The sequence below is a fragment of the Cupriavidus necator N-1 genome, assembly GCF_000219215.1.
Lineage (GTDB): Bacteria > Pseudomonadota > Gammaproteobacteria > Burkholderiales > Burkholderiaceae > Cupriavidus > Cupriavidus necator.
Map to the genome: position 1 here is coordinate 1,656,076 of NC_015726.1, position 19,408 is coordinate 1,675,483.

At 67.0% G+C, this 19,408-nt stretch carries 17 protein-coding genes; 4 read left to right on the forward strand and 13 right to left on the reverse strand.

Going from position 1 to position 19,408, the window contains the following annotated elements:
- Positions 1-171 precede the first annotated feature (171 nt).
- From CNE_RS07905 to CNE_RS07915, 3 genes are all read left to right on the forward strand, one after another.
- Positions 172-600 (forward strand): ACT domain-containing protein, encoded by a 429-nt coding sequence (locus CNE_RS07905; protein ID WP_013956601.1) that lies wholly within the window; start codon positions 172-174, stop codon positions 598-600.
- A gap of 317 nt (positions 601-917) precedes the next feature.
- Positions 918-1,370 carry a PA2169 family four-helix-bundle protein gene (locus CNE_RS07910; protein WP_013956602.1) on the forward strand — a complete coding sequence of 151 codons (453 nt, stop codon included), beginning with the start codon at positions 918-920 and terminating at the stop codon, positions 1,368-1,370.
- A gap of 29 nt (positions 1,371-1,399) precedes the next feature.
- Positions 1,400-1,702 (forward strand): hypothetical protein, encoded by a 303-nt coding sequence (locus CNE_RS07915; RefSeq protein ID WP_013956603.1) that lies wholly within the window; start codon positions 1,400-1,402, stop codon positions 1,700-1,702.
- On the opposite strand, the gene CNE_RS07920 is transcribed toward CNE_RS07915, so the two are convergent.
- The 7 genes from CNE_RS07920 to rpoD form a co-directional block, all read right to left on the reverse strand.
- Complete coding sequence (locus CNE_RS07920) at positions 1,699-2,304, reverse strand: J domain-containing protein (RefSeq protein WP_041227895.1); 606 nt, start codon at positions 2,302-2,304, stop codon at positions 1,699-1,701. The genes CNE_RS07915 and CNE_RS07920 overlap by 4 nt on opposite strands.
- Positions 2,305-2,408: 104 nt before the next feature.
- Entirely contained in the window at positions 2,409-4,859 is a 2,451-nt protein-coding gene (locus CNE_RS07925; RefSeq protein WP_013956605.1) for a spermine/spermidine synthase domain-containing protein, read from the reverse strand.
- Positions 4,860-4,884: 25 nt separating this feature from the next.
- The gene (locus tag CNE_RS07930; RefSeq protein WP_013956606.1) at positions 4,885-5,664 is read right to left on the reverse strand and encodes a protein-L-isoaspartate(D-aspartate) O-methyltransferase; all 780 of its coding nucleotides are present in this window, start codon (positions 5,662-5,664) and stop codon (positions 4,885-4,887) included.
- Positions 5,665-5,736: 72 nt separating this feature from the next.
- Positions 5,737-8,565 carry an Hsp70 family protein gene (locus CNE_RS07935; RefSeq protein ID WP_013956607.1) on the reverse strand — a complete coding sequence of 943 codons (2,829 nt, stop codon included), beginning with the start codon at positions 8,563-8,565 and terminating at the stop codon, positions 5,737-5,739.
- Positions 8,540-10,387, reverse strand: a complete 1,848-nt coding sequence (locus CNE_RS07940; protein ID WP_013956608.1) for an Hsp70 family protein — start codon at positions 10,385-10,387, stop codon at positions 8,540-8,542. Before CNE_RS07940 ends, CNE_RS07935 begins: the two co-directional genes overlap by 26 nt.
- Complete coding sequence (locus CNE_RS07945; protein ID WP_013956609.1) at positions 10,387-10,965, reverse strand: DUF2760 domain-containing protein; 579 nt, start codon at positions 10,963-10,965, stop codon at positions 10,387-10,389. The genes CNE_RS07940 and CNE_RS07945 overlap by 1 nt, the downstream gene beginning before the upstream one ends.
- A 56-nt stretch (positions 10,966-11,021) precedes the next feature.
- The gene (gene rpoD, locus CNE_RS07950; protein ID WP_013956610.1) at positions 11,022-12,992 is read right to left on the reverse strand and encodes an RNA polymerase sigma factor RpoD; all 1,971 of its coding nucleotides are present in this window, start codon (positions 12,990-12,992) and stop codon (positions 11,022-11,024) included.
- A gap of 327 nt (positions 12,993-13,319) precedes the next feature.
- Here rpoD and CNE_RS07955 point away from each other — a divergent pair, with 327 nt between their 5' ends.
- Positions 13,320-14,165, forward strand: coding sequence for a class II glutamine amidotransferase (locus CNE_RS07955; RefSeq protein WP_013956611.1), 846 nt, complete (start codon positions 13,320-13,322; stop codon positions 14,163-14,165).
- A gap of 58 nt (positions 14,166-14,223) precedes the next feature.
- On the opposite strand, the gene CNE_RS07960 is transcribed toward CNE_RS07955, so the two are convergent.
- The 6 genes from CNE_RS07960 to CNE_RS07985 form a co-directional block, all read right to left on the reverse strand.
- Entirely contained in the window at positions 14,224-14,475 is a 252-nt protein-coding gene (locus CNE_RS07960) for a hypothetical protein (protein WP_013956612.1), read from the reverse strand.
- Positions 14,476-14,616: 141 nt separating this feature from the next.
- Positions 14,617-15,993 carry an MFS transporter gene (locus tag CNE_RS07965; protein WP_013956613.1) on the reverse strand — a complete coding sequence of 459 codons (1,377 nt, stop codon included), beginning with the start codon at positions 15,991-15,993 and terminating at the stop codon, positions 14,617-14,619.
- 39 nt (positions 15,994-16,032) lie between these two features.
- The gene (locus CNE_RS07970) at positions 16,033-17,286 is read right to left on the reverse strand and encodes an NAD(P)/FAD-dependent oxidoreductase (RefSeq protein ID WP_013956614.1); all 1,254 of its coding nucleotides are present in this window, start codon (positions 17,284-17,286) and stop codon (positions 16,033-16,035) included.
- 31 nt (positions 17,287-17,317) lie between these two features.
- A complete protein-coding gene (locus CNE_RS07975) occupies positions 17,318-17,632 on the reverse strand; it encodes a non-heme iron oxygenase ferredoxin subunit (RefSeq protein ID WP_013956615.1) in 315 nt (104 codons plus the stop codon).
- 19 nt (positions 17,633-17,651) lie between these two features.
- Complete coding sequence (locus tag CNE_RS07980; protein WP_013956616.1) at positions 17,652-18,122, reverse strand: aromatic-ring-hydroxylating dioxygenase subunit beta; 471 nt, start codon at positions 18,120-18,122, stop codon at positions 17,652-17,654.
- Positions 18,123-18,126: 4 nt separating this feature from the next.
- Complete coding sequence (locus tag CNE_RS07985; RefSeq protein ID WP_013956617.1) at positions 18,127-19,380, reverse strand: aromatic ring-hydroxylating dioxygenase subunit alpha; 1,254 nt, start codon at positions 19,378-19,380, stop codon at positions 18,127-18,129.
- Positions 19,381-19,408: the final 28 nt, after the last annotated feature.

Below are 19,408 nucleotides of genomic sequence, written 5' to 3' on the forward strand. Positions count from 1 at the left end.
AGGTAGTGTCGGTGCCACTATCCTGCGATAGCTGCCGGAAACGACTAGTCCATATTAAGTCCGGGCACGGGGAGTTGCCAGGAAATCGGCCTGCCGCTGTCCGCCGAGCCCAGAGCTTGCCTGCCGGCCGCCATACGCTAGATTCGTAGGGGGGGCATTGGAGAATGAGCAATGACCAACGATCTTCTTGTGGAACGCGTGGACGTGTGGGCGGCAACCATACCGGACCGGCCCGGCGGCCTCGCGGAGGTACTGGAGACCTTGCGCGATGCCGGCGCGGACCTGCAATTCGCGATTGCGCGCCGCACGCCGGAGGACCCCGGCAAGGGTGTCGTGTTCGTGACACCGCTGCAGAATGACAGGGAAATCCGTGCCGCTGCCCAGGTCGGCTTCAATGTCACGCACAGCCTACATTCGGTGCGTATCATGGGCGGGGACCGGCCCGGCATCGTGGCTGAGCTGACCCGCAAGCTTGCGCAAGGCGGAATCAACCTGCGCGGATTCTCTGCCTCTGTCATCGGAGTACAGTTTGTCGCGTACGTGTCGATGGACTCCCTCGACGATGCGAACAAGGCAATGGCTATCCTGGGCAAGGGCTGAAGCTCGCCGCGGGGCGAAATACAGACAATCACAAACCGATGGCAATCTGGCCCGGCGGGACTCGCAGATCACGCCCGTAGCGGGCTCCTCGGCATGCGATGCCTTCGCGCCGGGGCCCGGCCATCTCCTATCATGGAATCACGCCTTGCCTCTTAACGAGCAGGCAGATGGGGCCCGGCGCGACCCGGCTGACTCATGTTGATGGCGTCTCCGACGACCTTCTCACGGCCGGTCGCGCCGTGGCGCTTCCTCCTTTGACGATCCTGGCGATTTGCGCCGAAGCCGCACGTCGCCGGCATGCATGTTGGGAGACTTCCATGGGCGACAACCAGCAACAAACTGTCCTCGCGCTCAACCAGCTGATCGAGGCTGGCAAGGACAGCGAACTGGCGTGCATGAGCGGCGCCAGCGAAGTGCACGATGCAGCGCTGCGCGACATTCTGACGAGCACCGCGGAATCGTACCGGGCGTCGGTGAAGGAATTGCAGTCGATGGTCAGCGCCATGGGCGGCGCGCCAACTGACCGGGGCAGCATGAATGGCATGCTGTTCCGCCGCTGGATGGCATTCCGCCACATGCTGTCGCCGAACAACGACGACACCGTGCTGGGAATGTGCGAGCACGAGGAAGATGCCGCCAGGCGCGAGTATCAGTCCGTCATGATGAAGCCGCTGCCACCAGAGGCCAGCGCGGCGCTTCAGCGCCAGTACGAGGCGTTGACGCAGCATCATGGCCGGATTCATGCCATGCGCGGGATGCAGATTCACTGAGGGTCCGGCTTGCGCGATGGGAGAAAGCAATGGCAACCTACGAGTTCAAGGACAAGGATCTCCAGTTCCTTGCCCAGGGCGCTGACTCCTGTTTCCCGTCCCCTGATGCTGCCTTCGTTGAGTGCGCGGACAGCCATCCGGCGTTCCTGGTGACATGGCCGGAGAGCGGACCGACGACGATGCAACTCAAGGTGCAGATTCGGGCAAGCCAGTACGCCAGTTACCTGACGGATCCGTTCAGGGGACGCGAAGTCCTGCGCAAGGCGGTGGAAGATCGCCTTGCGCTGATCCACACGGTGAAAAGCGGGCTTCTGGTCGCCCCCGACATCTAGGAACGGATGCCGAACAAGCCGTGCCAGAACGAATCGAAGGCGCCGGCGTGACGCCTGGGCGGCTTCGCCTCGTCGGGGTTTGAAGCCCCCGCCCCGGCGGGCGCCTGGGCGGCCTCGGTGTCCGGCGCGTGCGCGGCCCGCGCACTTGCCCGCCGCGACTCCTGCAGGGCCCATATGCTGTCCGCGATGCGTGCCGCCAGTTCCGCGTCGCAGTCCCGGCCGAGCAGCACGCCGAAGATAACGTCGCGGTTGTGGCCGTCGTCGGCAAAGCGCATCGCGATACCGAGCATTTTCTCGTAGTGTTCCTGCGCGATGCGCTGGCTCTCGCGTTGCGCCTCGCGCTCCTGTTCTTCCTGGGCCTCGCGCTCGGCCTGCCAGCGCCGCATCTCCCGCTCGAATACCTCGTCGTAGATCTGGCGCTGCCCGGCATCGGAAAGAATGGTGTAGGCGTCGCGGATTTCCTGGAATGCCGCATGCGCCTCAGCCTCGCGGCCAAGGTTGCGGTCGGGGTGCCACTTCATCGCGGCGCGGCGGTAGGCGCGCTTGATCTCGTCCAGGGTGGCGTCCGGTTGCACGCCGAGGGTCGTGTAGAGGGTGGTCATGGGCCGATTGGGCGTCTGTCTGCTGGGCGGCTGCCGGGCGGGCATTCATCCTAGCATGGGGTGACCCGAAGCCATGGCATGCGAGATCGATCCCGGCCCCCGGTTCATGGGCACGCAAGCGCCGCAGCAGCGTACAGGAGCAGCGCCACCAGCACCACCGCGGTGAATCCGACGTGGATCGCGACCAGCGTGGCAAGGACCGCCGCCACCACCGAGGCGCAGGCGTTGATGCCCCATGCCCAGGGCACCAGCGTTTCGTCGCGGGCCGCGACCCGGGCCAGGCCGAGCGGGAACGGCATTCCCATCAGGAACGCCAGCGGCGCGATCAGCAGCACGGAGACACCTATCCTGGCCGGGTCCGGCAACCCGATCAGCAGCCTGAACACCGTCGGCAGCGCCACCAGGTAGACCAGCGCGGCCACGCAGATGCCGCTGACGGCCAGCGCCGCCTGCCGCCTGCCGCGGTCATCGCCAGCGCGCGCGGGCATGCGCTGGGCGTATCGGCTGCCCAGTCCCGCAAAGCAGAGAAAGGCGCACAGCACCACCGCGACCGCATAGAGCGGGTGGCTCAGGAACAGGATGAATTTCTGGATAAAGGCGATCTCCACGAACATGAAGCCGAGGCCGACCGCCAGGAAGTAGAAGCCGGCTCGCCATTCGGGCAACCGTCGCACGGCAGCGCCATTGCCGCCAGGCCCCGCGGCGGGCTGCGGCCGGGGGCGCCGCCGCAGGATCCAGAGCGGGACCACGATCAGCAGCAAGGCCAGGGCGGTGGCCTGCAGCAGCGTGGCCACCAGCACCGGATAGCCCCATTCCAGCAAGGGCAGGCCGCCCTGCGCCTTGAGCGACAGCAGTTCAGGCAGCGTGCGCCATTTGAAGAAATGGAAGAAGTACGGCCTGTCGTCGGTGGCGGGCCGCACATCGAATTTGTAGCGGGACAGGAAGCGGCCGCGCTCGGGGCCGAGCAGGGCTTGCGCGGCGTCGAAGAAGTAGGGCTGATCCAGCACGTTGTAGCGATTCGCCTGGCCGGGCTGGATGCCGGGAAAGTACTCGACGTCGAAGGAACGGGCGCGGCAGAAGCCGACGACGGCGGCAAGGTCCGCGGCACTGAATTCCCCGTTCTTGACCACCAGCGTGGCCGTCTTCCAGCCACGGACCAGCGCCAGCCGCCGGGATGGCTCGGGCACGCCAGCGCCTTCCATGGCGGCCACGGCGGTGGCGAGCAGTTTGGGTATGTCGCGCGGCGGCAGCGTGACCCAGCGCGTGATCGCAAGCAGGCCGCCGGGCCGAAGATGGCGCAGGTAGCCCTGGAAGGCCTCCACGGTATAGAGATAGCTTTCGGAGAGCGCGTACAGTCCGGCCGATGAGGTGCTGAATGAATCCAGCAGGGCCACCTGGATGAGGTCGTAGCGTGCCGTGCTGGCCGCCAGGAATCCGCGCGCCTCGCCGGTAAAGACACGGACGCCGGCCGCACTGTACGGCTTTCCGGAAAACGCGGCGAAGCGGCCCTGCACCAGGTCGATCACCTGCGGATTCAATTCCACGGCATCGACCGCGCTGGCGTGGTGATAGACCGCCTGCAAGACGTCCGCCCCCGCACCGCTGCCCAGCACCAGCACCTTCGGATCGCGCAGCAGGTGGTAAGGCAGGGCAGAGGTGAGGTCGCCCAGGTAGGCCAGCGGTTCGCGCCGGCCGTCATAGCGGTTGAGCGCACTGAGCCCGTCGCCATCGGTAAACACGGCCAGTTGCGCTGGCGGCTCCTGGCTGGCATTCAGGCTCAGCCCAGGCGCGTGCCGCAACGGGATCGAAGGGCTCTCGACCACCGTGACCAGGCCAAGCGGACTGGAGCGCTGCGCCACCACGCGCGCGTTGCCGATGCGCAGGGCCTGGCTCAGCTCTTTGTACTCGGACGGCCGCAGCGCAATCCAGTCACCTGGCACGCCGGCCGGCACGATTGCCGCCAACAGCAGGAGCGCCGGCAGCCAGGGCCGATGCCAGCGGCATTCCACGCATGCCAGCGCCGCCGCCGCCATGCCTGCCGTACCGACCAGCCGCAGGGCGTCGACCGGGTGCAGCGCGAACAGCGCCACGATGATGCCCAGGCAGCCCAGCCCGGCGCCAAGGATATCGAAGCTGTAGATGCGGGGAACCTGCTCGGTGAAGCGGGAAAAGCTCAGGCAGATACTGGTGGCGGCGCAAAAGAACGGAACGAATAGCAGCAGGTAGATCAGCAACAGGCGCAGCGGCTGCGAAGGCTCCCACAGGATCTCCAGGGGATTGAACGCCACGTGCTGGGCCAGGGCGAAGCAGGCCATCGCGCTGACGCCGAACAGCAGGGCTCCGCCCGCGAACACGGGGACAAAATGGCGGAGCAGCGTTCGCTGCGCCAGCGCCACCAGCGCACCCGCCGCGCCATAGCCCAGCAGTGCCACGCTGATCATCATGTAGGCGAAGTGATGCCACTGGATGATGGAAAGCAGCCGCATCAGCAGGATCTCGTAGCCCAGCGCGGCGGCAGAGAGCAAGGCCAGGGCGAACAGCGGGGGACGTGGCATGGCGTCAGCTGGCAGGGCTGATGCCTCAGTGCTTGCCAACCAGCGGCACGAACCTGACCGGCAGGATCTGCCTGGTGGAAACGGTGCCGTCCGCGGACTTTTCTACCAGCAGCAGGTACTGCGTCAGGAACTGGGCGCCCACCGGGATCACCATGCGGCCGCCTGGCTTCAGTTGCCGGATCAGCGGCGGCGGCACATGGCTGGCCGCCGCGGTGACGACGATGGCGTCAAAGGGCGCGTGCTCGTCCCAGCCGTAGTAGCCGTCGCCCACCTTGCACGCCACCTGCCGGTAGGCCAGCCGCTTCAGGCGGTCGCAGGCCTGGCGTCCCAGTGGCTCGATGATCTCGATGGTGTAAACCGCGCGTGCCAGCCCGGTCAGCACCGCGGCCTGGTAGCCGGAGCCGGTGCCGATCTCCAGTACGGTGTCGCCAGGCTTGACCATCATCAGGTCGGTCATCAGGGCGACGATATACGGCTGCGAAATGGTCTGGCCATGGCCAATCGGCAGCGGCCGGTTCTCATAGGCGTGCTGCTTCTGCTCGTCCGGAACAAACTCGTGGCGAGGCACTTGGCCCATCACGGCCATGACGCGCGGGTCGATGGCATGCCTGCCGCTCTGGGCGGCGGCCGCTGCCGCGACCGCGGCGATCTCCCTGACCATGTCGGCGCGCTGTGGGGCAAGGGCGTCGTCGGCGGCGGTGGCCGAGCAGAACAAGGCCAGCGCGATGGTGGCAATCGGGATAGGGAAGGGTGGGCGGGGCGCTGACGGCTTCACGAGTGGGGCAGGCAAGGAGCCTACCGTCATCGTAGATCATCGGTCTGGCTGGCGCAGATAAGTGACAAAAGAGGCTCCTGCCAGTCGCTTCGCGCTAGTCCGCTACCCCGCGATTAGCTTGAGGCCGGCGGGCAGCGCCTCCCCAAACACCCGCCCCTCGTCCGCGGTATTGAGTTCCACCACTTCGCGCACCATGGCAATCCAGCTTGGCGGCGCGTTGGCGGCTTCCAGCCGGCGCACCACGGTTGCCCGGATCTCGTCAGGCAGGTCGCGGCTGCGATCGCCGGTCATGCGTGCGATCTGCACGGCGGCGAACGCGGCCGGTTCGACCTTTTTCCAGTCGAGGGCCAGGATCGCGTCCACCCATTGGGCGGCTGTCCCGGCCGGCACGACGCTGTGCGCGCTGCCGTAGAACGGCCGGCGCGCGCCGATGCGGCCCACGGCCCACCAGCCCTGGCTGTTTTCGGATGGCTTGCGCAGCCGGGCCAGCAGCCATTCGGCCAGCTCGATCTTGGCGTCGGCGGGAATGCGCTCGAGCGAGCCGGCAAGGCGCACCATATCGGCATAGCCGCCCCTGGCGGGCCCGGCGGGCTTCTTGTAGCGGGTGCTGCCGGGCGGCTGCAGGTAAAAGGCCATGTCTTCCAGCAGGCCCAGTTGCGCGCTTTCGTCCAGCCCGCCTGCCGCACGCCGCCACAGCGTCCACCACTCCGACCAGTTCTGGCTTTCGTTGACGTACTGGATGCCCTGGTCGTACTGCGACCAGAGCTGCTCGACGCGCCATTCGTCGAGCGGATAGCCGAACCCCGGGCGCACGCAATAGCCGGCCAGGTTCAGCCACAGGCGTTCATGATCGGCAGTGCGGCGCCGGCGCCGGGCGCGCTCCCAGAAGGCGCCGAACAGCTCGCGCAGCAGGGCGCTGTCCCATTGCTCGCGCGCACCCAGCAGCTGTTCCAGCTGCGCACGCAGCCGCTTGACTTCCTTGGGACCGACGTCCTGCGAGCGCGCGCCAAAGGTGCGGTCGATCGCCTCCAGGGCCTGCGGCAGGGACGGGTGTGCCGTATCGGGCGCCGGTGCTGCCGACCGGGTGTCGTTGCCGCGCAACTGGAATTCAAGGCGCCATCGCTGCGAGGCATCCGCAATATTGATGCAGTGGACCTCGAGCGTGCCGACCTCGGTCAGCGAGGTGGTGATCTGCACCGGCGTTTCCCGCGGGCCGCTGGCGCCGCGCGGCTGCACGACAGTCGCGATCGGTGGCAGGCGGACGAAGTCGCCGGTCGACAGGTCGGTCAGTTGACCGGGCTGATAGGCCGTGTCGGCGACGGAGGACACCAGGTGGAATTGCACCGGATGGCCGAGCCGCAAGGCGAAGGTGCGGTCGCTGAGGTGGATCTCGTGGCCTTCCTCAGTGCCGCGCGGCAGCAGGCAGATCCCTTGCTGCCCCGACGCGCCATCATCGAGAACCAGAAAGTAGCTGCGCGGCGAGCCACCGCCGATGCGCGGGGCCTGCCCGGCACGTGCCCGGGCATACGCGACCGCGCCCCGGGCCACGGCAACGTCGGGATTGTCGTTGTGCAGGACCTGCAGCGGCGCGCCGCGCCACGTGCCCAGCGTGTCAGCGATGCGGCCGGCCAGCGCCTGCGCCCGGAATACGCCGCCGTTGAGGAGCAGGGTGTCGGGCATCGGCAAGGCATCGGCCGGCGCCTGTGGTGCGTCCAGTGCCGCCCGCGACTGCGCAGCGTGCTGGCTCAGGAACGCCGCAACATGCCGGGTAACGGCGGGGTCGGACGCATATGGCAGGCCGAACTCGACAATCGCGCCCCGTGCGCGCCCCGGCCTTTCACTGGCCGGCACCTTGGGGAAGAAGCCGTCGACGACAAGCTGTTCGACCTCCTGCCGCGTCACTTCCACCGAGCGCGCGCCGCCGATCAGCCTGGCGCCCGCGCCCAGCAGCGTCACCGCGACCGAGTCCGGCGCCTGCGCGCCGAGCAGCTGTTCCTTGGCGGCACGGCAGCGCGCGACCAGCTGCGACAGGCCGGCTGCCGACAGCCGCGGCTGCGCGGCCCCGCCGGCCCCGAGGCGCGCCTCGACCAGATGTGCCAGGCCAAGATCCATGTTGTCGCCGCCGAGCATCAGGTGGTTGCCCACGCCGATGCGGGTCAGCTGCGGCTGCCCGTCCTGCATGTCCACCCGGATCAGGGTGAGGTCAGTGGTGCCGCCGCCCACATCGCAGATCAGCACCAGGCGGGTTTGCGCCAGGTCGGTGTCCAGGGTCTGGCGATGATGGAACAGCCAGTCGTAGAGCGCGGCTTGCGGCTCTTCGAGCAGGCGCAGGGCGGGCAGCCCGGCCAGGCGCGCCGCCTCCAGCGTCAGCGCGCGCGCCCCTTCGTCGAACGAGGCGGGCACGGTGAGGATCACGTCCTGGTCCTCGAGCCGGGCATCGGGAAAACGGTGGTTCCATGCCGCGCACACATAGCCCAGGTAGCTGGCGCTGGCGACCACCGGCGAGATCTTGTCGAGATCGTCATCCCCGCCCCATGGCAGGATGGCCGCGGTGCGGTCGACCGAAGCATGCGACAGCCAGCTCTTTGCGCTGGCTACCAGCCTGCCGGGCACTTGCGCGCCGAGCGTGGCCGCCAGGCGGCCGAACACGGTCCGGCGCGCGGCGGCGCTGGCGGCGGATTGCCAGGGCAGTTGCAGGTCGTCGCCGCTGAGCTCGCCTGGTGCCGCGTGGTAGCGCACCGAGGGCAGCAGGGGACGGGCCGCGACCTCGCCCGGGCTGACCAGCTGGTCGATATCGAAGACGCGGATATCGTCGGATCCGGCCTTCGCGTAGGCGACGACGGTGTTGCTGGTGCCGAGGTCGATGCCGACGACGTATTGCTTCGTCGCCGGCCCGGCCGCTTGCTCAGGCATCGGCGCTGCCGCGCACATCGAACTCGACCTTCCAGCGCTCAGCGCTGCCGCCGGGCACGGCTTCGAGTTCCAGGGTGCCGGCCTCGGTCACCCGCGCATGCAGCCTGACCGGTACCACTTCGCCTGCGGTGCGGCCTTCGGCTGGCAGGGTCGCCTGGATTTCTTCCAGCTCCTGCAATTCTTCCGGTCCCCAGTAGTCCAGCAGGGTGCCGACCTGGTCCTGGCGGCGCACCGACGAGCCAAAGAAGCGGAAGTGCACGGGTTCGCCCACCACCAGGCCGAATTCCTGCGGCGGCAGCGCGGCCTCGGTGCCTTCCTCCATGCCGAACGGCGCCACACACAGGGCCTGGATCGGCGGTTCGAAGCCGGGCACGGCGGGCATCGACGATTCCACGGCGATATAGTAGGCGCGCGCGGTGCCGCCACGAATCCGCACCCCCTTGCCACGCCGCACGTAGCCGTAATAGGCGGCGCCGCGTGCCACGGCCAGGTCCAGCTCCGCGCCGTCAAGCAGGCGGGCAGGGGCCGCGCCTTCCGCGGCGAGCCAGCCGTTGAGGGTCTGCAGGATGCGGTCCGCCAGCAGGCCGGACTTGAACACGCCGCCATTGAAGAGGACGGCGGTCGGGTGCAGGAAGGTCGCGCCTTCCGGCTGTGCGCCCTGCAAGCCTTCGATTTCGGCCAGCGCCGCCACCTGCCGCCCCAGGAACGCTGCCAGGTGCCGCGTGATGGCCGCATCCTGCGCATAGGGCAGACCAAGCTGCGTCAGGCCGGCGCGTGCCCGGCTCACCGGGCGGGCCGAGGCCTCGACTTGCGGGAAGAAGCCTTCCAGGATGGTCTGGGTCAGCTCGGCGCGGGTCAGGTCCGTGCGGATCGAGCCGCCGATCAGCTTCGAGCCGCGGCTGGGCACAACCAGGGGCACGGTATCGGTAGCCGGGTCGGTGAGCAGCGTTTCCTTGGCCGCGCGGCAGGCATAGGTCAGCGCGCGCAGTTGCCAGGGATCGGCCTGCGTGCCCTGGGCCGCCAGCTTGCGCGCCACCACGTGGGCCAGCGCCAGGTCCATGTTGTCGCCGCCGAGCAGGATATGGTCGCCGACCGCGATACGATGCAGCTCAAGGTTGCCTTCGCGCTCGATCACGGCGATCAGCGAAAGGTCGGTGGTGCCGCCACCCACATCGACGACGAGGATGATGTCGCCGACCTTTACCTGCTTGCGCCACTGGCCGCCGCTTTTCTGGATCCAGCTGTAGAGCGCGGCCTGGGGTTCCTCGAGCAGGGTCATGCGCGCATACCCGGCCGCGGCGGCCGCCTCGGCCGTCAGCTCCCGTGCGGCCGGGTCGAACGATGCGGGAATCGTCACGGTGACGTCCTGCTCGCCAAACGGCGCTTCGGGGTGGGCCTGGTCCCAGGCTTCACGCAGGTGCGTGAGATAGCGCACGGAAGCCTCCAGCGGCGACACGCGCGTCACCTCGGGCGGTGCGTCGTTGGGCAGGACCGGCGAGCGGCGGTCGATGCCGGGATGGCACAGCCAGCTCTTCGCGCTCGACACCAGGCGGATCGGCGTGGCCGCGCCGCGGCTGCGCGCCAGCTCGCCCACGGCGAAGTCGCGCCCGGCGTTCCACGGCAGCGCCAGGTCGCCCGGGGCGAGTTCGCTGGCGTGCGGCAGGTACAGGAAGGAGGGCAGCAGGTCCAGGTCTTCGATGGCCCCCGGCGCGGTCAGCTGCGTGATGGGCAGGACGCGCTGGCTGGTCTTCTCGCCATCGCTGGCGGCCAGGTCGACGTAGGAGACCGCGCTATGGGTGGTGCCCAGGTCGATGCCGATGGCATAGCGTGCTTCGCTCATCAAAGCTCCACCTCGGCGGGGGCAATCACGGTGGCGTCATGGCGTTCGGCCACACGCGGCAGGCGGACTTCCTCGACCTTCCAGCCGCGGTGGCTGATGCTGCCATGGAACGGCGCGCTGCCCACCACGTTGCCGGTCAGGCGGATGGCGGTGGCATCGAAGCCGTCGGCCAGCGTGACACGGCTGCCTTCGGCTTCCTCACGCACCGGCCGGATGGTGAAGTGCTCGCGCAGCACCCCGCGGCAGCCATCGTGCACCAGGCGGGCGGAGGCACCGATCTCCGTGTCGGAATAGCGCGCGATGTCTTCCTCGACGAAGTCGATGAAGCGTGCGTCGCGCTGGAGCAGTCCCAGCAACTGCAGCGCCGCCACCGGGCTGGCTTCCTTCAGCACGGGTGCGGCAGCTTCCACCACCGGGGCGGGTGCGGGTGCGGGTGCCGGTACAGGCGCCGGCGCCAATCCCTCACCGTCACGCAGGCGCCTGACGCCGGCTGCGAGTTCGCGGTTGCCAAGGATGGCGAAGAAGGTGCCCATGGCAAGCGAGACCCTGCCGAAGAAAGATAGGTTCGAGTCAGTCATCCGAAAGCTCCTGTCTGCTCTGTGTCAGTCGACCAAGCGGCTGTTGCCGGCAGGTGTCAGGCGTCACGCAGGTAAGTGATCAGCTGGTCTGCTCGGCTGGGATGCCTCAGCTTCTTCATTGCCTTGCTTTCAATCTGGCGGATCCGCTCGCGCGTGACATCGAACTGCTTGCCGACTTCTTCCAGCGTGTAGTCGGTGGACATGTCGATGCCAAAGCGCATCCGCAGCACCTTGGCTTCACGGGGCGTGAGCTCATCGAGCATCTCCCGCACGACGGCACGCAGGCCCGCCTGCAATGCGGCATCGGCGGGCGTGGCCGTGTCCGAGTCGGCAATCATGTCGCCCAGGCTGGTATCGCCGTCCTCGCCAACCGGGGTTTCCATCGAGACCGGTTCTTTCGCGATCTTCATGATCGAGCGAACCTTGTCTTCGGTCATCTCCAGGCGCTCGGCCAGCACCGCCGGATCGGGTTCCTTGCCGGTCTGCTGCATGATCTCGCGCGACAGGCGATTGAGCTTGTTGATCTGCTCGATCATGTGTACCGGGACGCGGATGGTGCGGGCCTGGTCGGCGATCGCCCGCGTGACGGCCTGGCGCACCCACCACGTCGCGTAGGTGGAGAATTTCCAGCCGCGGCGGTATTCGAACTTGTCGACCGCCTTCATCAGGCCGATGTTGCCTTCCTGGATCAGATCCAGGAACAGCATCCCGCGGTTGGTGTACTTCTTGGCAATCGAGATCACCAGCCGCAGGTTGGCCTGCGTCATCTCATGCTTGGCCTGGCGCATCTGCCGCTCGGCAGCCAGCATCTTGCGGTTGACGCCCTTCAGGTCGGGCAGCGACAGCGCCGCCCGGGCCTGGATGTCGATCAGCTTTTGCTGGTGCGCCTCGAGGTCCGGCAGGGCCCGCGCGACCGCCGCGCTGTACGGACGGGACTGGGCGACCAGCTCCTGCCCCCAGGCCAGGTTGGTTTCATTGCCGGGGAAGCGGGCAATGACCTCCTCACGCTCCATGCCGCAGCGCTCGACCAGCAGCTGTACCACCTGGCGCTCGACCGTGCGCACCTCGTCGACCATGGCCTGGACGTTGGCGCACAGGCGCTCGATGGTTTTCGCGGTAAAGCGGATCGTGCGCAGTTCTTCGCGCACCGCATCCCTTGCGGCCAGGAAGGCTGCCGAGCCCGCGCCATTTGCGGCGCTTTCCTGGCACATCAGCTCGAATTGCGCGGTGACGCGCGCGAACCGCTTCAGGCATTCCTCACGCAGCTGGGCCAGGGCCTTTTCGTTGCTTTGCTGGGTCGAGCCTTCGTCGTCGGAGTCTTCGGAATCGTCTTCGGCCTCGTCGGCACTATCGACGCTGTCGTCGGTCTCGTCAGCTGCCGCCGCCACGGCTGCTTCGGCAATACTCTCGTCGCTCAGGCCATCGACCAGGTCGTCGATGCTGATTTCATTGCTGGCGACCTTGGCCGACAGCTCGAGAATCGCGGCGATGGTGAACGGGCAGGCCGAGATGGCATGGACCATATTGTTCAGGCCTTCCTCGATCCGCTTGGCGATCTCGACTTCCTGCTTGCGCGTGAGTAGCGTTGCCGAGCTCATTTCGCGCATGTACATGCGCACCGGGTCGGTGGTCCGGCCGAACTCGGAGTCCACGGTCGCAAGCGCTACCTCGGCCTCCTCATCGGCCTGGTCGTCCGAGGCCACCACCGGGCCGTCGCTCAGGAGCAGCGTCTCGGCATCCGGCGTCTGCTCATAGATCTTCACGCCCATTTCAGCGAACGTGCTGACGATGCTCTCCATCGCCGCCGTGTCCGTGAAGTTCTCCGGCAGGTGGTCGCTGATATCTGCGTGGGTCAGGTAGCCGCGCTGCCTGCCCAGCTGGATCAGCGCACGCAATTGCTGGCTACGCGCGGCGGCTTCCGTCGATGGATCAGGCTGCGCCGTTGACCCTGCGCTGGTCTGGCCAAGGTCCTTGACTACGCCTGCTTCTCGTGTTTTAGCTGCCGTTCGTTGTGCGCCGCTTGTCATTTACTACTGTTTCCTTCGTGAATCGCGTTTCGACAGCAGCGCGCACGCTGTGCGTGCGCTATCGGGCCTGCTGTCAAGGCTCGTGAGGGTACCGGTGCGGCGCGGGCCGATATCGGACGCCGTGACCATTGGAATCGGGGAGGACGCGTATTCTACAGCCATTGCTGATTTGCAGCGCCAACTCGCCGTATCCGGGTGGGCCCGGTGCAGGTTTGAGGGTGGCCGGTGCGTCACAGCTAGCGCGTGCTTTGCGTTCGCGCGTTGCCGTCCTACAACTGGAAGTGTGGGCCGGAAGCCACCGGGCAGCACCGGTCAAGGAGGAGCATCATGTGCCGCTGGCTGGCTTATTCGGGCAAATCCGTTCCGCTGGAAACGGTGCTGTTCCAGCCGGAACACTCGCTGATCGACCAGAGCCTGAATTCGCGGCTGGGTCATACCACGACCAATGGGGATGGGTTCGGCGTCGGGTGGTACGGACGTCACTCGGAGGTGCCGTTCCGCTACCGCTGCCTGCACCCGGCCTGGAGCGACACCAACCTGCGCGAGACGGCGCGGGCGGTGAGGGCGCCGCTTTTCGTTGCGCACGTGCGCGCAGCCACCGGCACCCCGACGCAGGAGACCAATTGCCATCCGTTCCGCTTCGGCCGCTGGCTGTTCGTTCACAACGGCCTGATCCGCGACTATCCCCTGGTGCGGCGCGACCTGATGATGGCCGTGGCGCCGCACCTGTTCCGCTGGATCGAGGGATCGACCGATTCCGAGGTGATGTTCTTCCTGGCCCTGAGTTTCGGCCTGGAGCGCGACCCGGGCGGCGCGCTGGAACAGATGGCCGGCCTGATCGAGGACGTTGGCCACCGCTACGACGTGCAATTTCCGCTCAACATGACCGTTTGCGTGACCGACGGCCAGCAGATCGTGGCGGTGCGCTATTCGAGCGAGGCGGCCTCGCGCTCACTGTTCCACAGCACCTCGTTCCGGCAATTGCGCGCGCTTTACCCGGACGATCCGCGCATCATCGCCGCCGGCGACAATGCCTTCCTGGTACTGTCCGAGCCGCTGATCGAGGTGCAGGGGGTATGGGAGGAGATTCCTGAGGCGACCATCCTGGTGGCCCGGGGTGGCGAGATCGAGCGCAGCTGCTTCGTGCCGCGGCTGCCTTCCCAGTCGGCCTGAGGGCATAAGGGCGTAAGGGAGCGCGGCAGGATCCGGCTCTCCGCAGGATAAGTTGTCCTTACTCGTGACCGCTCACGGCCTTCTTGGTCGCGTGATAGCCCTGTTTGGTGGTATCGGCAATCGCATGGCCGGCCGCCTTTGCGCCGCGGCCAATGGCATGCGCGCCGTCGCGCACCGCATGCCCGGCCTGCTTGCCAGCCGACTTGACGCCGTTCTTGAACCCGCGCGCGTCCTCGGCCACGCTCGCGTGCGCCATCGGGGTGGCCAGGGTCACCAATACGAATGCAATGATCGAGGCTCTTGCCTTCATCGTGACAACCTCTTCGATTCTGACTGAACCGGGGTCGGGGCCTGAAAGTGATCCCGACGTGGTTCCCATGACTATATTCTAGCCGTGCCCGTGTCTGTCCCCCGAAGCGTCTGCTCGCCGGGCCGCGCCGGCCTGGGGGAATCAGTTCCGGTCCGCGATGGACAGGCTGACCGGCGCCGCAGGCAGCCCGGCGCTCATTTCGCCGTAGTGGGCCGATGCTGACCGCCTGTGATCGATCAGCAGGACCGCGCCCATGCCAATCACGGCCGGAATGGCGATCGCGATGAAGTTCTGCTGCAGCGGGAGCTCCATGGCGACGAGTACCCCGATGACGATTGGCGCGAGGATCGCCCCGCTGCGGCCGATGCCCAGGGCCCATCCAAGACCGGTGGAGCGGATGGCGGTCGGGTAGAACTGCCCGGTGTAGGCATTGGCGACGATCTGCGTGCCGATCGTCGACGCACCGGCCACGCCCACCACGACGAATAGCAGCTCAGTCGGCATCCTGAATCCGAGCAGCGTGATCGAAACCGCGGCCAGCGCGTACATGGCGGCGAGCACGTACTTGATGTGGTATCGGTCGGCGAGCCAGCCGCCACCCACGGCGCCGATCATCGCGCCGAGGTTGAGGACCAGCACGAACGTCAGCGCGGAACCCAGGCTGTAACCCGCGCCCGCCATCAGCCTGGTCAGCCATGAACTGAGCGCGTACACCATGAACAGGCACATGAAGAACGCGATCCAGAACATGATGGTGCTGAAGCCACGGCCCTCGTGGAACAGGTGCCGGATCGGTGCGCTGGCCGCCTTGTCCTGCGCCGGCACGGCGAAGCGGTCGGTGGCCGACCACCGTTGCTCCGGTGCAAGCTTGGAGACGATGCGCCGCAACGCTTCGTCATCGCCCCTGGCCAGCAGGAAGGGCATCGATTCGGGCAGCGACCTGAGAATGACAGGAATGAGGAGCACAGGCAGGCCGGCCGCCAGGAAAACCGACTGCCAGCCGTAGGCCTCGATCAGGCTCTTGCCGAGGAGCGCCGCCAGGATCCCGCCCACGGCATAGCCGCTGAACATCACGGTGACCAGGGTCGCCCGGATCTTCTTCGGCGCGTACTCGGTCATTTGCGCGACCACATTCGGCATCACGCCACCGATGCCGAGCCCGGCCAGGAAGCGGGCCATGCTGAACAGCAGCGGGTCCTTGACCAGTCCGGCCGCGGCGGTGAAGACGCTGAACAGGGCCACGCATATCACGATTGTCCAGCGGCGGCCGATCCTGTCTGCCATGGTGCCGAGGAAGATCGCGCCAAATACCATGCCGAACAGCGCGGAACTGACCATGAGCCCCGCCTGGGTCGGGGCGACGCCAAGGTCCTTCATGATCGAAGGCAGCGCGATACCCACGACCGCGAGGTCATAGCCGTCGAAGATGATGATGAGTGCGCACCAGAACAGCACGAGCGCATGGAAGCGGTTGAAGCGGGCGGCGTCGGCCAGCTTGTGGATATCGATTTGCTGCATGAGGGCTTGTCTCCGGTCGGTCTGTTCTTATGGTTGGGCTTACTGCCTGGACATCGGCACGCTCGGGTCGGCAAGGCGGCTGGCATCGACCGGCTTGCACAGCTCGATGTGGCGGCGCGCGAAGCGCAGGTCGCGCGCGGCGTTGGACCCGAGCGCGGCCTTGACCACATCGCCGTCGAGGTAGAACAGCACGAAGCTGTCCGCGCCGGGCGTGCCGCGTGCCACCACGCGGTGCGAGGGAAGGGGGATGCCATGGATCTGCAGGTTCATGCCGTATTGGTCTGACCAGAACCACGGCAGCGGCTGATAGTCGACCGCGAGACCGAGCGCCGCGCGCGCGGCGGCAATGCCCTGTTCCTGGGCGTTCTGCCAGGATTCCAGCCGCAGGCGCCGGCCGGCCCACGGGTTGGGCGTGACCGCGACGTCGCCCGCGGCGAAGATGTCGGGGTCGGAGGTGCGGCAACCTGCGTCGACGACCACGCCGCCGTCGCACTCCAACCCGGCTTCCCGGGCAAGCTCGTCGTTCGGCACGAGACCGACACCCGCAACGATGGCGTGGCAAGCCAGCGTGCTGCCATCGGCCAGCGTCACGACGGACCGGCCGCCGGTACCGGGGGCGATGCCGGCGATGTTGGCGCCGAGCATGACACGGGTGCCATGCGAGGCATGCAGCCCGAGCAGGTGTTCAGAGACTTCCGGCGGCACGGTGCGCTCGCACAGCCGGCTCTGCGCTTCGAGCACGGTCACGTCGGCACCTTTGCAGCGCGCCGTGGCCGCGACTTCGAGGCCGATCCAGCCACCGCCGATCACCACGATGCTGCGCTCGGGCCGCAACGCCGGTGCCAGGGCCAGGGCATCGCCAATCGTGCGCAATGTATGCACGGCAGCCGTGTCGACGCCCGGGACGGTGAGCGCGCGGGCCCTGCCGCCGGTGCACAGGATCAGCTTGTCGTAAGACAGCAGCTCTCCATTGGCTGTCTCCAGGCGCTTGGCGGCCCGGTCTATGCGGGTGACCCGCGTGTCCAGCCACCACTCCAGCCCAAGCGCTGCGAACGCCTCGGGCTTGAGCAGCCACGTGCTGGCGGGCGCGGCCTCGCCGGCCAGCACGGCCTTGGACAAGGGCGGCCGCTCATGCGGTGGATGGGCCTCGTCGCCGATCAGCACGAGCCGGCCGGTGAAGCCCTCGTTGCGCAGCGTCTGGGCGGCCCAGCCGCCAGCCTGGCCGGCACCGATGATGACGATGGTGGCGGTTGGCGCTAGGGCAGTCGCGGTGTCTGAGCGCTTGGAATCCATGCCTGTCTCCTCTGGTTGGTGACGCGGCCTCTCAGCCGAGGTCGAGGTACACCTTGTCGCCGTCGATCCGAACCGGGTAGGTACGAATGTTCTCGGTCAGCGGGGCGCACTTCGCAGCGCCGCTGCGGATATCGAACCTGCCCTGGTGGAGCGGGCACTCGATCTCATGTCCCTCCAGGAAGCCTTCGCACAGGCGCGCATGGCCATGCGTGCAGATGTTGTCGGTCGCGTAGACGTCGCCGTCCACGCCGTACAAGGCGATCTCCTGGCCTTGCACGGCCACGGCGATGACATCGTCCTGCGGGACGTCGGACAGCAGCGCTGCCTCGATCCAGCTTTCGGTCATGAATGACTCCTGATAGAGACTAGATTGGGTAGATCAGCGAGTTGGGGATCATCTCGCTATCGAATACGCAGATGCGCGAGGCGAAGCGCAAGCCCGCCGGCGTCCGGACGATGATGTCGAGGTAGCGGCCTACGTTGTAGACATCGGTCATCTGGTCCGGCTTGGTGCGCAGCACCGCGTAGTTGGTCTCGGCCACGACCCTGTCGCCGTCGGCCTCCCTGATCAGTGGCGCGCCGACGATGTGGCGCTGGTAGTAGGGATCGTGGAACAGGGTGTCGCGAATACCGTAGATGCGGTCCTTGAGCATGCCCTTGCTTTCGAGCGAGAGCGTCGCCAGCGGCAAGCCACGCTCGTGGTTCTCGCGGGGCTGGACCCGGTAGAGGCAGTCTTCGGTGAAGAACTCGGGCCAGCGGTCCCAGTCGCCGTTGTCCACGGCGCTGGTGTAGTCGGCGAGCAGGGAGAGCAGGGCGTAGTAGTCAGTGAAGTTCATGGCATCAGACCTCCATCACCTTGCGCCAGTAGGCGTACATGCCGCGGATCAGGGTCTCGGTCACCATGTGGTCCGTGTTCTCCGCGGTCTTGCCGCCCAGTTCGGCGAGCACGCGATGCCAGGGCTTCTGGGAGAAGCCTTCCTGCGAGCATTCGATGGCTTCGCCGTCGTCGGCCGACACGAAGCCGGCGGGGCCGAAGAGATTCGCCTGGCGCAGGCGGCGCCGCGTCATCTCCTCGGTGTCGTCCTCGAAGCCGAAATGCGTCCAGACGAAATCGAAGGAATCCGGCCCATGGGGCTGGATATGGCGCGTGGACACCGAGTTGACCTGCTGCTGGAAGATCACGCTCGGGAACACCGTCATCATCACGGCGGTCGGCTCTCCCCACCACGGCTCGTGGACGATGTCGAGGATGCGGTCGTCGTGCAGCGCCATCTGGTCCTTGAAGCTGGACACACCGGAGGTCACGTCGCTCTTGCCGCCCTGGCCGCGGGTCGACACCATCGCGGCATGCCGGAAGTGCGGGTCCATCACGAGGCGTGCCTTGTTGTCGGCGCGCCAGAGGCCGAACGTGACAAACCAGGTATGCAGCAGGCCGGGGTGGTAGGGGTCCTTGATGTTCTCCTGCATGAGCTTCCAGTTGCCCGGAATGCGCTGCTTGTTGTAGCCGAGGACCTTCAGCTTGCGGCCATTGAAGAGCCGGTCGAAGTAGCCGAGGATGTCCGGCCCGAGGTATTCCTCGAGTGAGGGAGCCTCATGGTCGAACGAGGCAAACACGACCCCACCACGCGTCGCGACCTTCAGTTGCGTGAGCCCGTGCTCCTGCGGCTTGAAGTCGGCGGGCATGCCGCCGTTGACCTTGCCGTCCTGCTTGACCCCGCGACGCAGGGGCACGCCTTGCAGGTTGCCCTTCAGGTCATAGTTCCATTGGTGGTAGGGGCAATGGAAATCCTTACGGTTGCCGCTGCGCTCCCGGCAGAACTTCATGCCGCGATGGGCGCACACGTTTTCGACGACGTTGATCTCGCCGTCCTGGTCGCGCACCAGGATCACGGAGCGCTCGCCAAGCGTGGTGCGCTTGAAATCGCCGGGATTCGGGATCTCCGCCTCGAGCCCGACGTAGTTCCAGTGACCGCGGTAGAAGCAGCGTTCGAGTTCACGCTGGTATAGCTGCGCATCCGTATACACGCGGAACGGGATGCGGCTGATGCTGTCGTCGGCCCAGACCGGGCCGGCTTGTTGGGAGTCGATTGCCATGCTTGTCTCCGGCTATGTCTCTTCGTAT

Bases quoted from the DNA above. Each gene is read 5' to 3' on its own strand.
- CNE_RS07905 (WP_013956601.1), top strand. From the start codon at position 172: ATGACCAACGATCTTCTTGTGGAACGCGTGGACGTGTGGGCGGCAACC.
- CNE_RS07910 (WP_013956602.1), top strand. From the start codon at position 918: ATGGGCGACAACCAGCAACAAACTGTCCTCGCGCTCAACCAGCTGATC.
- CNE_RS07915 (WP_013956603.1), top strand. From the start codon at position 1,400: ATGGCAACCTACGAGTTCAAGGACAAGGATCTCCAGTTCCTTGCCCAG.
- CNE_RS07920 (WP_041227895.1), bottom strand. From the start codon at position 2,304: ATGACCACCCTCTACACGACCCTCGGCGTGCAACCGGACGCCACCCTG.
- CNE_RS07925 (WP_013956605.1), bottom strand. From the start codon at position 4,859: ATGCCACGTCCCCCGCTGTTCGCCCTGGCCTTGCTCTCTGCCGCCGCG.
- CNE_RS07930 (WP_013956606.1), bottom strand. From the start codon at position 5,664: ATGACGGTAGGCTCCTTGCCTGCCCCACTCGTGAAGCCGTCAGCGCCC.
- CNE_RS07935 (WP_013956607.1), bottom strand. From the start codon at position 8,565: ATGTGCGCGGCAGCGCCGATGCCTGAGCAAGCGGCCGGGCCGGCGACG.
- CNE_RS07940 (WP_013956608.1), bottom strand. From the start codon at position 10,387: ATGAGCGAAGCACGCTATGCCATCGGCATCGACCTGGGCACCACCCAT.
- CNE_RS07945 (WP_013956609.1), bottom strand. From the start codon at position 10,965: ATGACTGACTCGAACCTATCTTTCTTCGGCAGGGTCTCGCTTGCCATG.
- rpoD (WP_013956610.1), bottom strand. From the start codon at position 12,992: ATGACAAGCGGCGCACAACGAACGGCAGCTAAAACACGAGAAGCAGGC.
- CNE_RS07955 (WP_013956611.1), top strand. From the start codon at position 13,320: ATGTGCCGCTGGCTGGCTTATTCGGGCAAATCCGTTCCGCTGGAAACG.
- CNE_RS07960 (WP_013956612.1), bottom strand. From the start codon at position 14,475: ATGAAGGCAAGAGCCTCGATCATTGCATTCGTATTGGTGACCCTGGCC.
- CNE_RS07965 (WP_013956613.1), bottom strand. From the start codon at position 15,993: ATGCAGCAAATCGATATCCACAAGCTGGCCGACGCCGCCCGCTTCAAC.
- CNE_RS07970 (WP_013956614.1), bottom strand. From the start codon at position 17,286: ATGGATTCCAAGCGCTCAGACACCGCGACTGCCCTAGCGCCAACCGCC.
- CNE_RS07975 (WP_013956615.1), bottom strand. From the start codon at position 17,632: ATGACCGAAAGCTGGATCGAGGCAGCGCTGCTGTCCGACGTCCCGCAG.
- CNE_RS07980 (WP_013956616.1), bottom strand. From the start codon at position 18,122: ATGAACTTCACTGACTACTACGCCCTGCTCTCCCTGCTCGCCGACTAC.
- CNE_RS07985 (WP_013956617.1), bottom strand. From the start codon at position 19,380: ATGGCAATCGACTCCCAACAAGCCGGCCCGGTCTGGGCCGACGACAGC.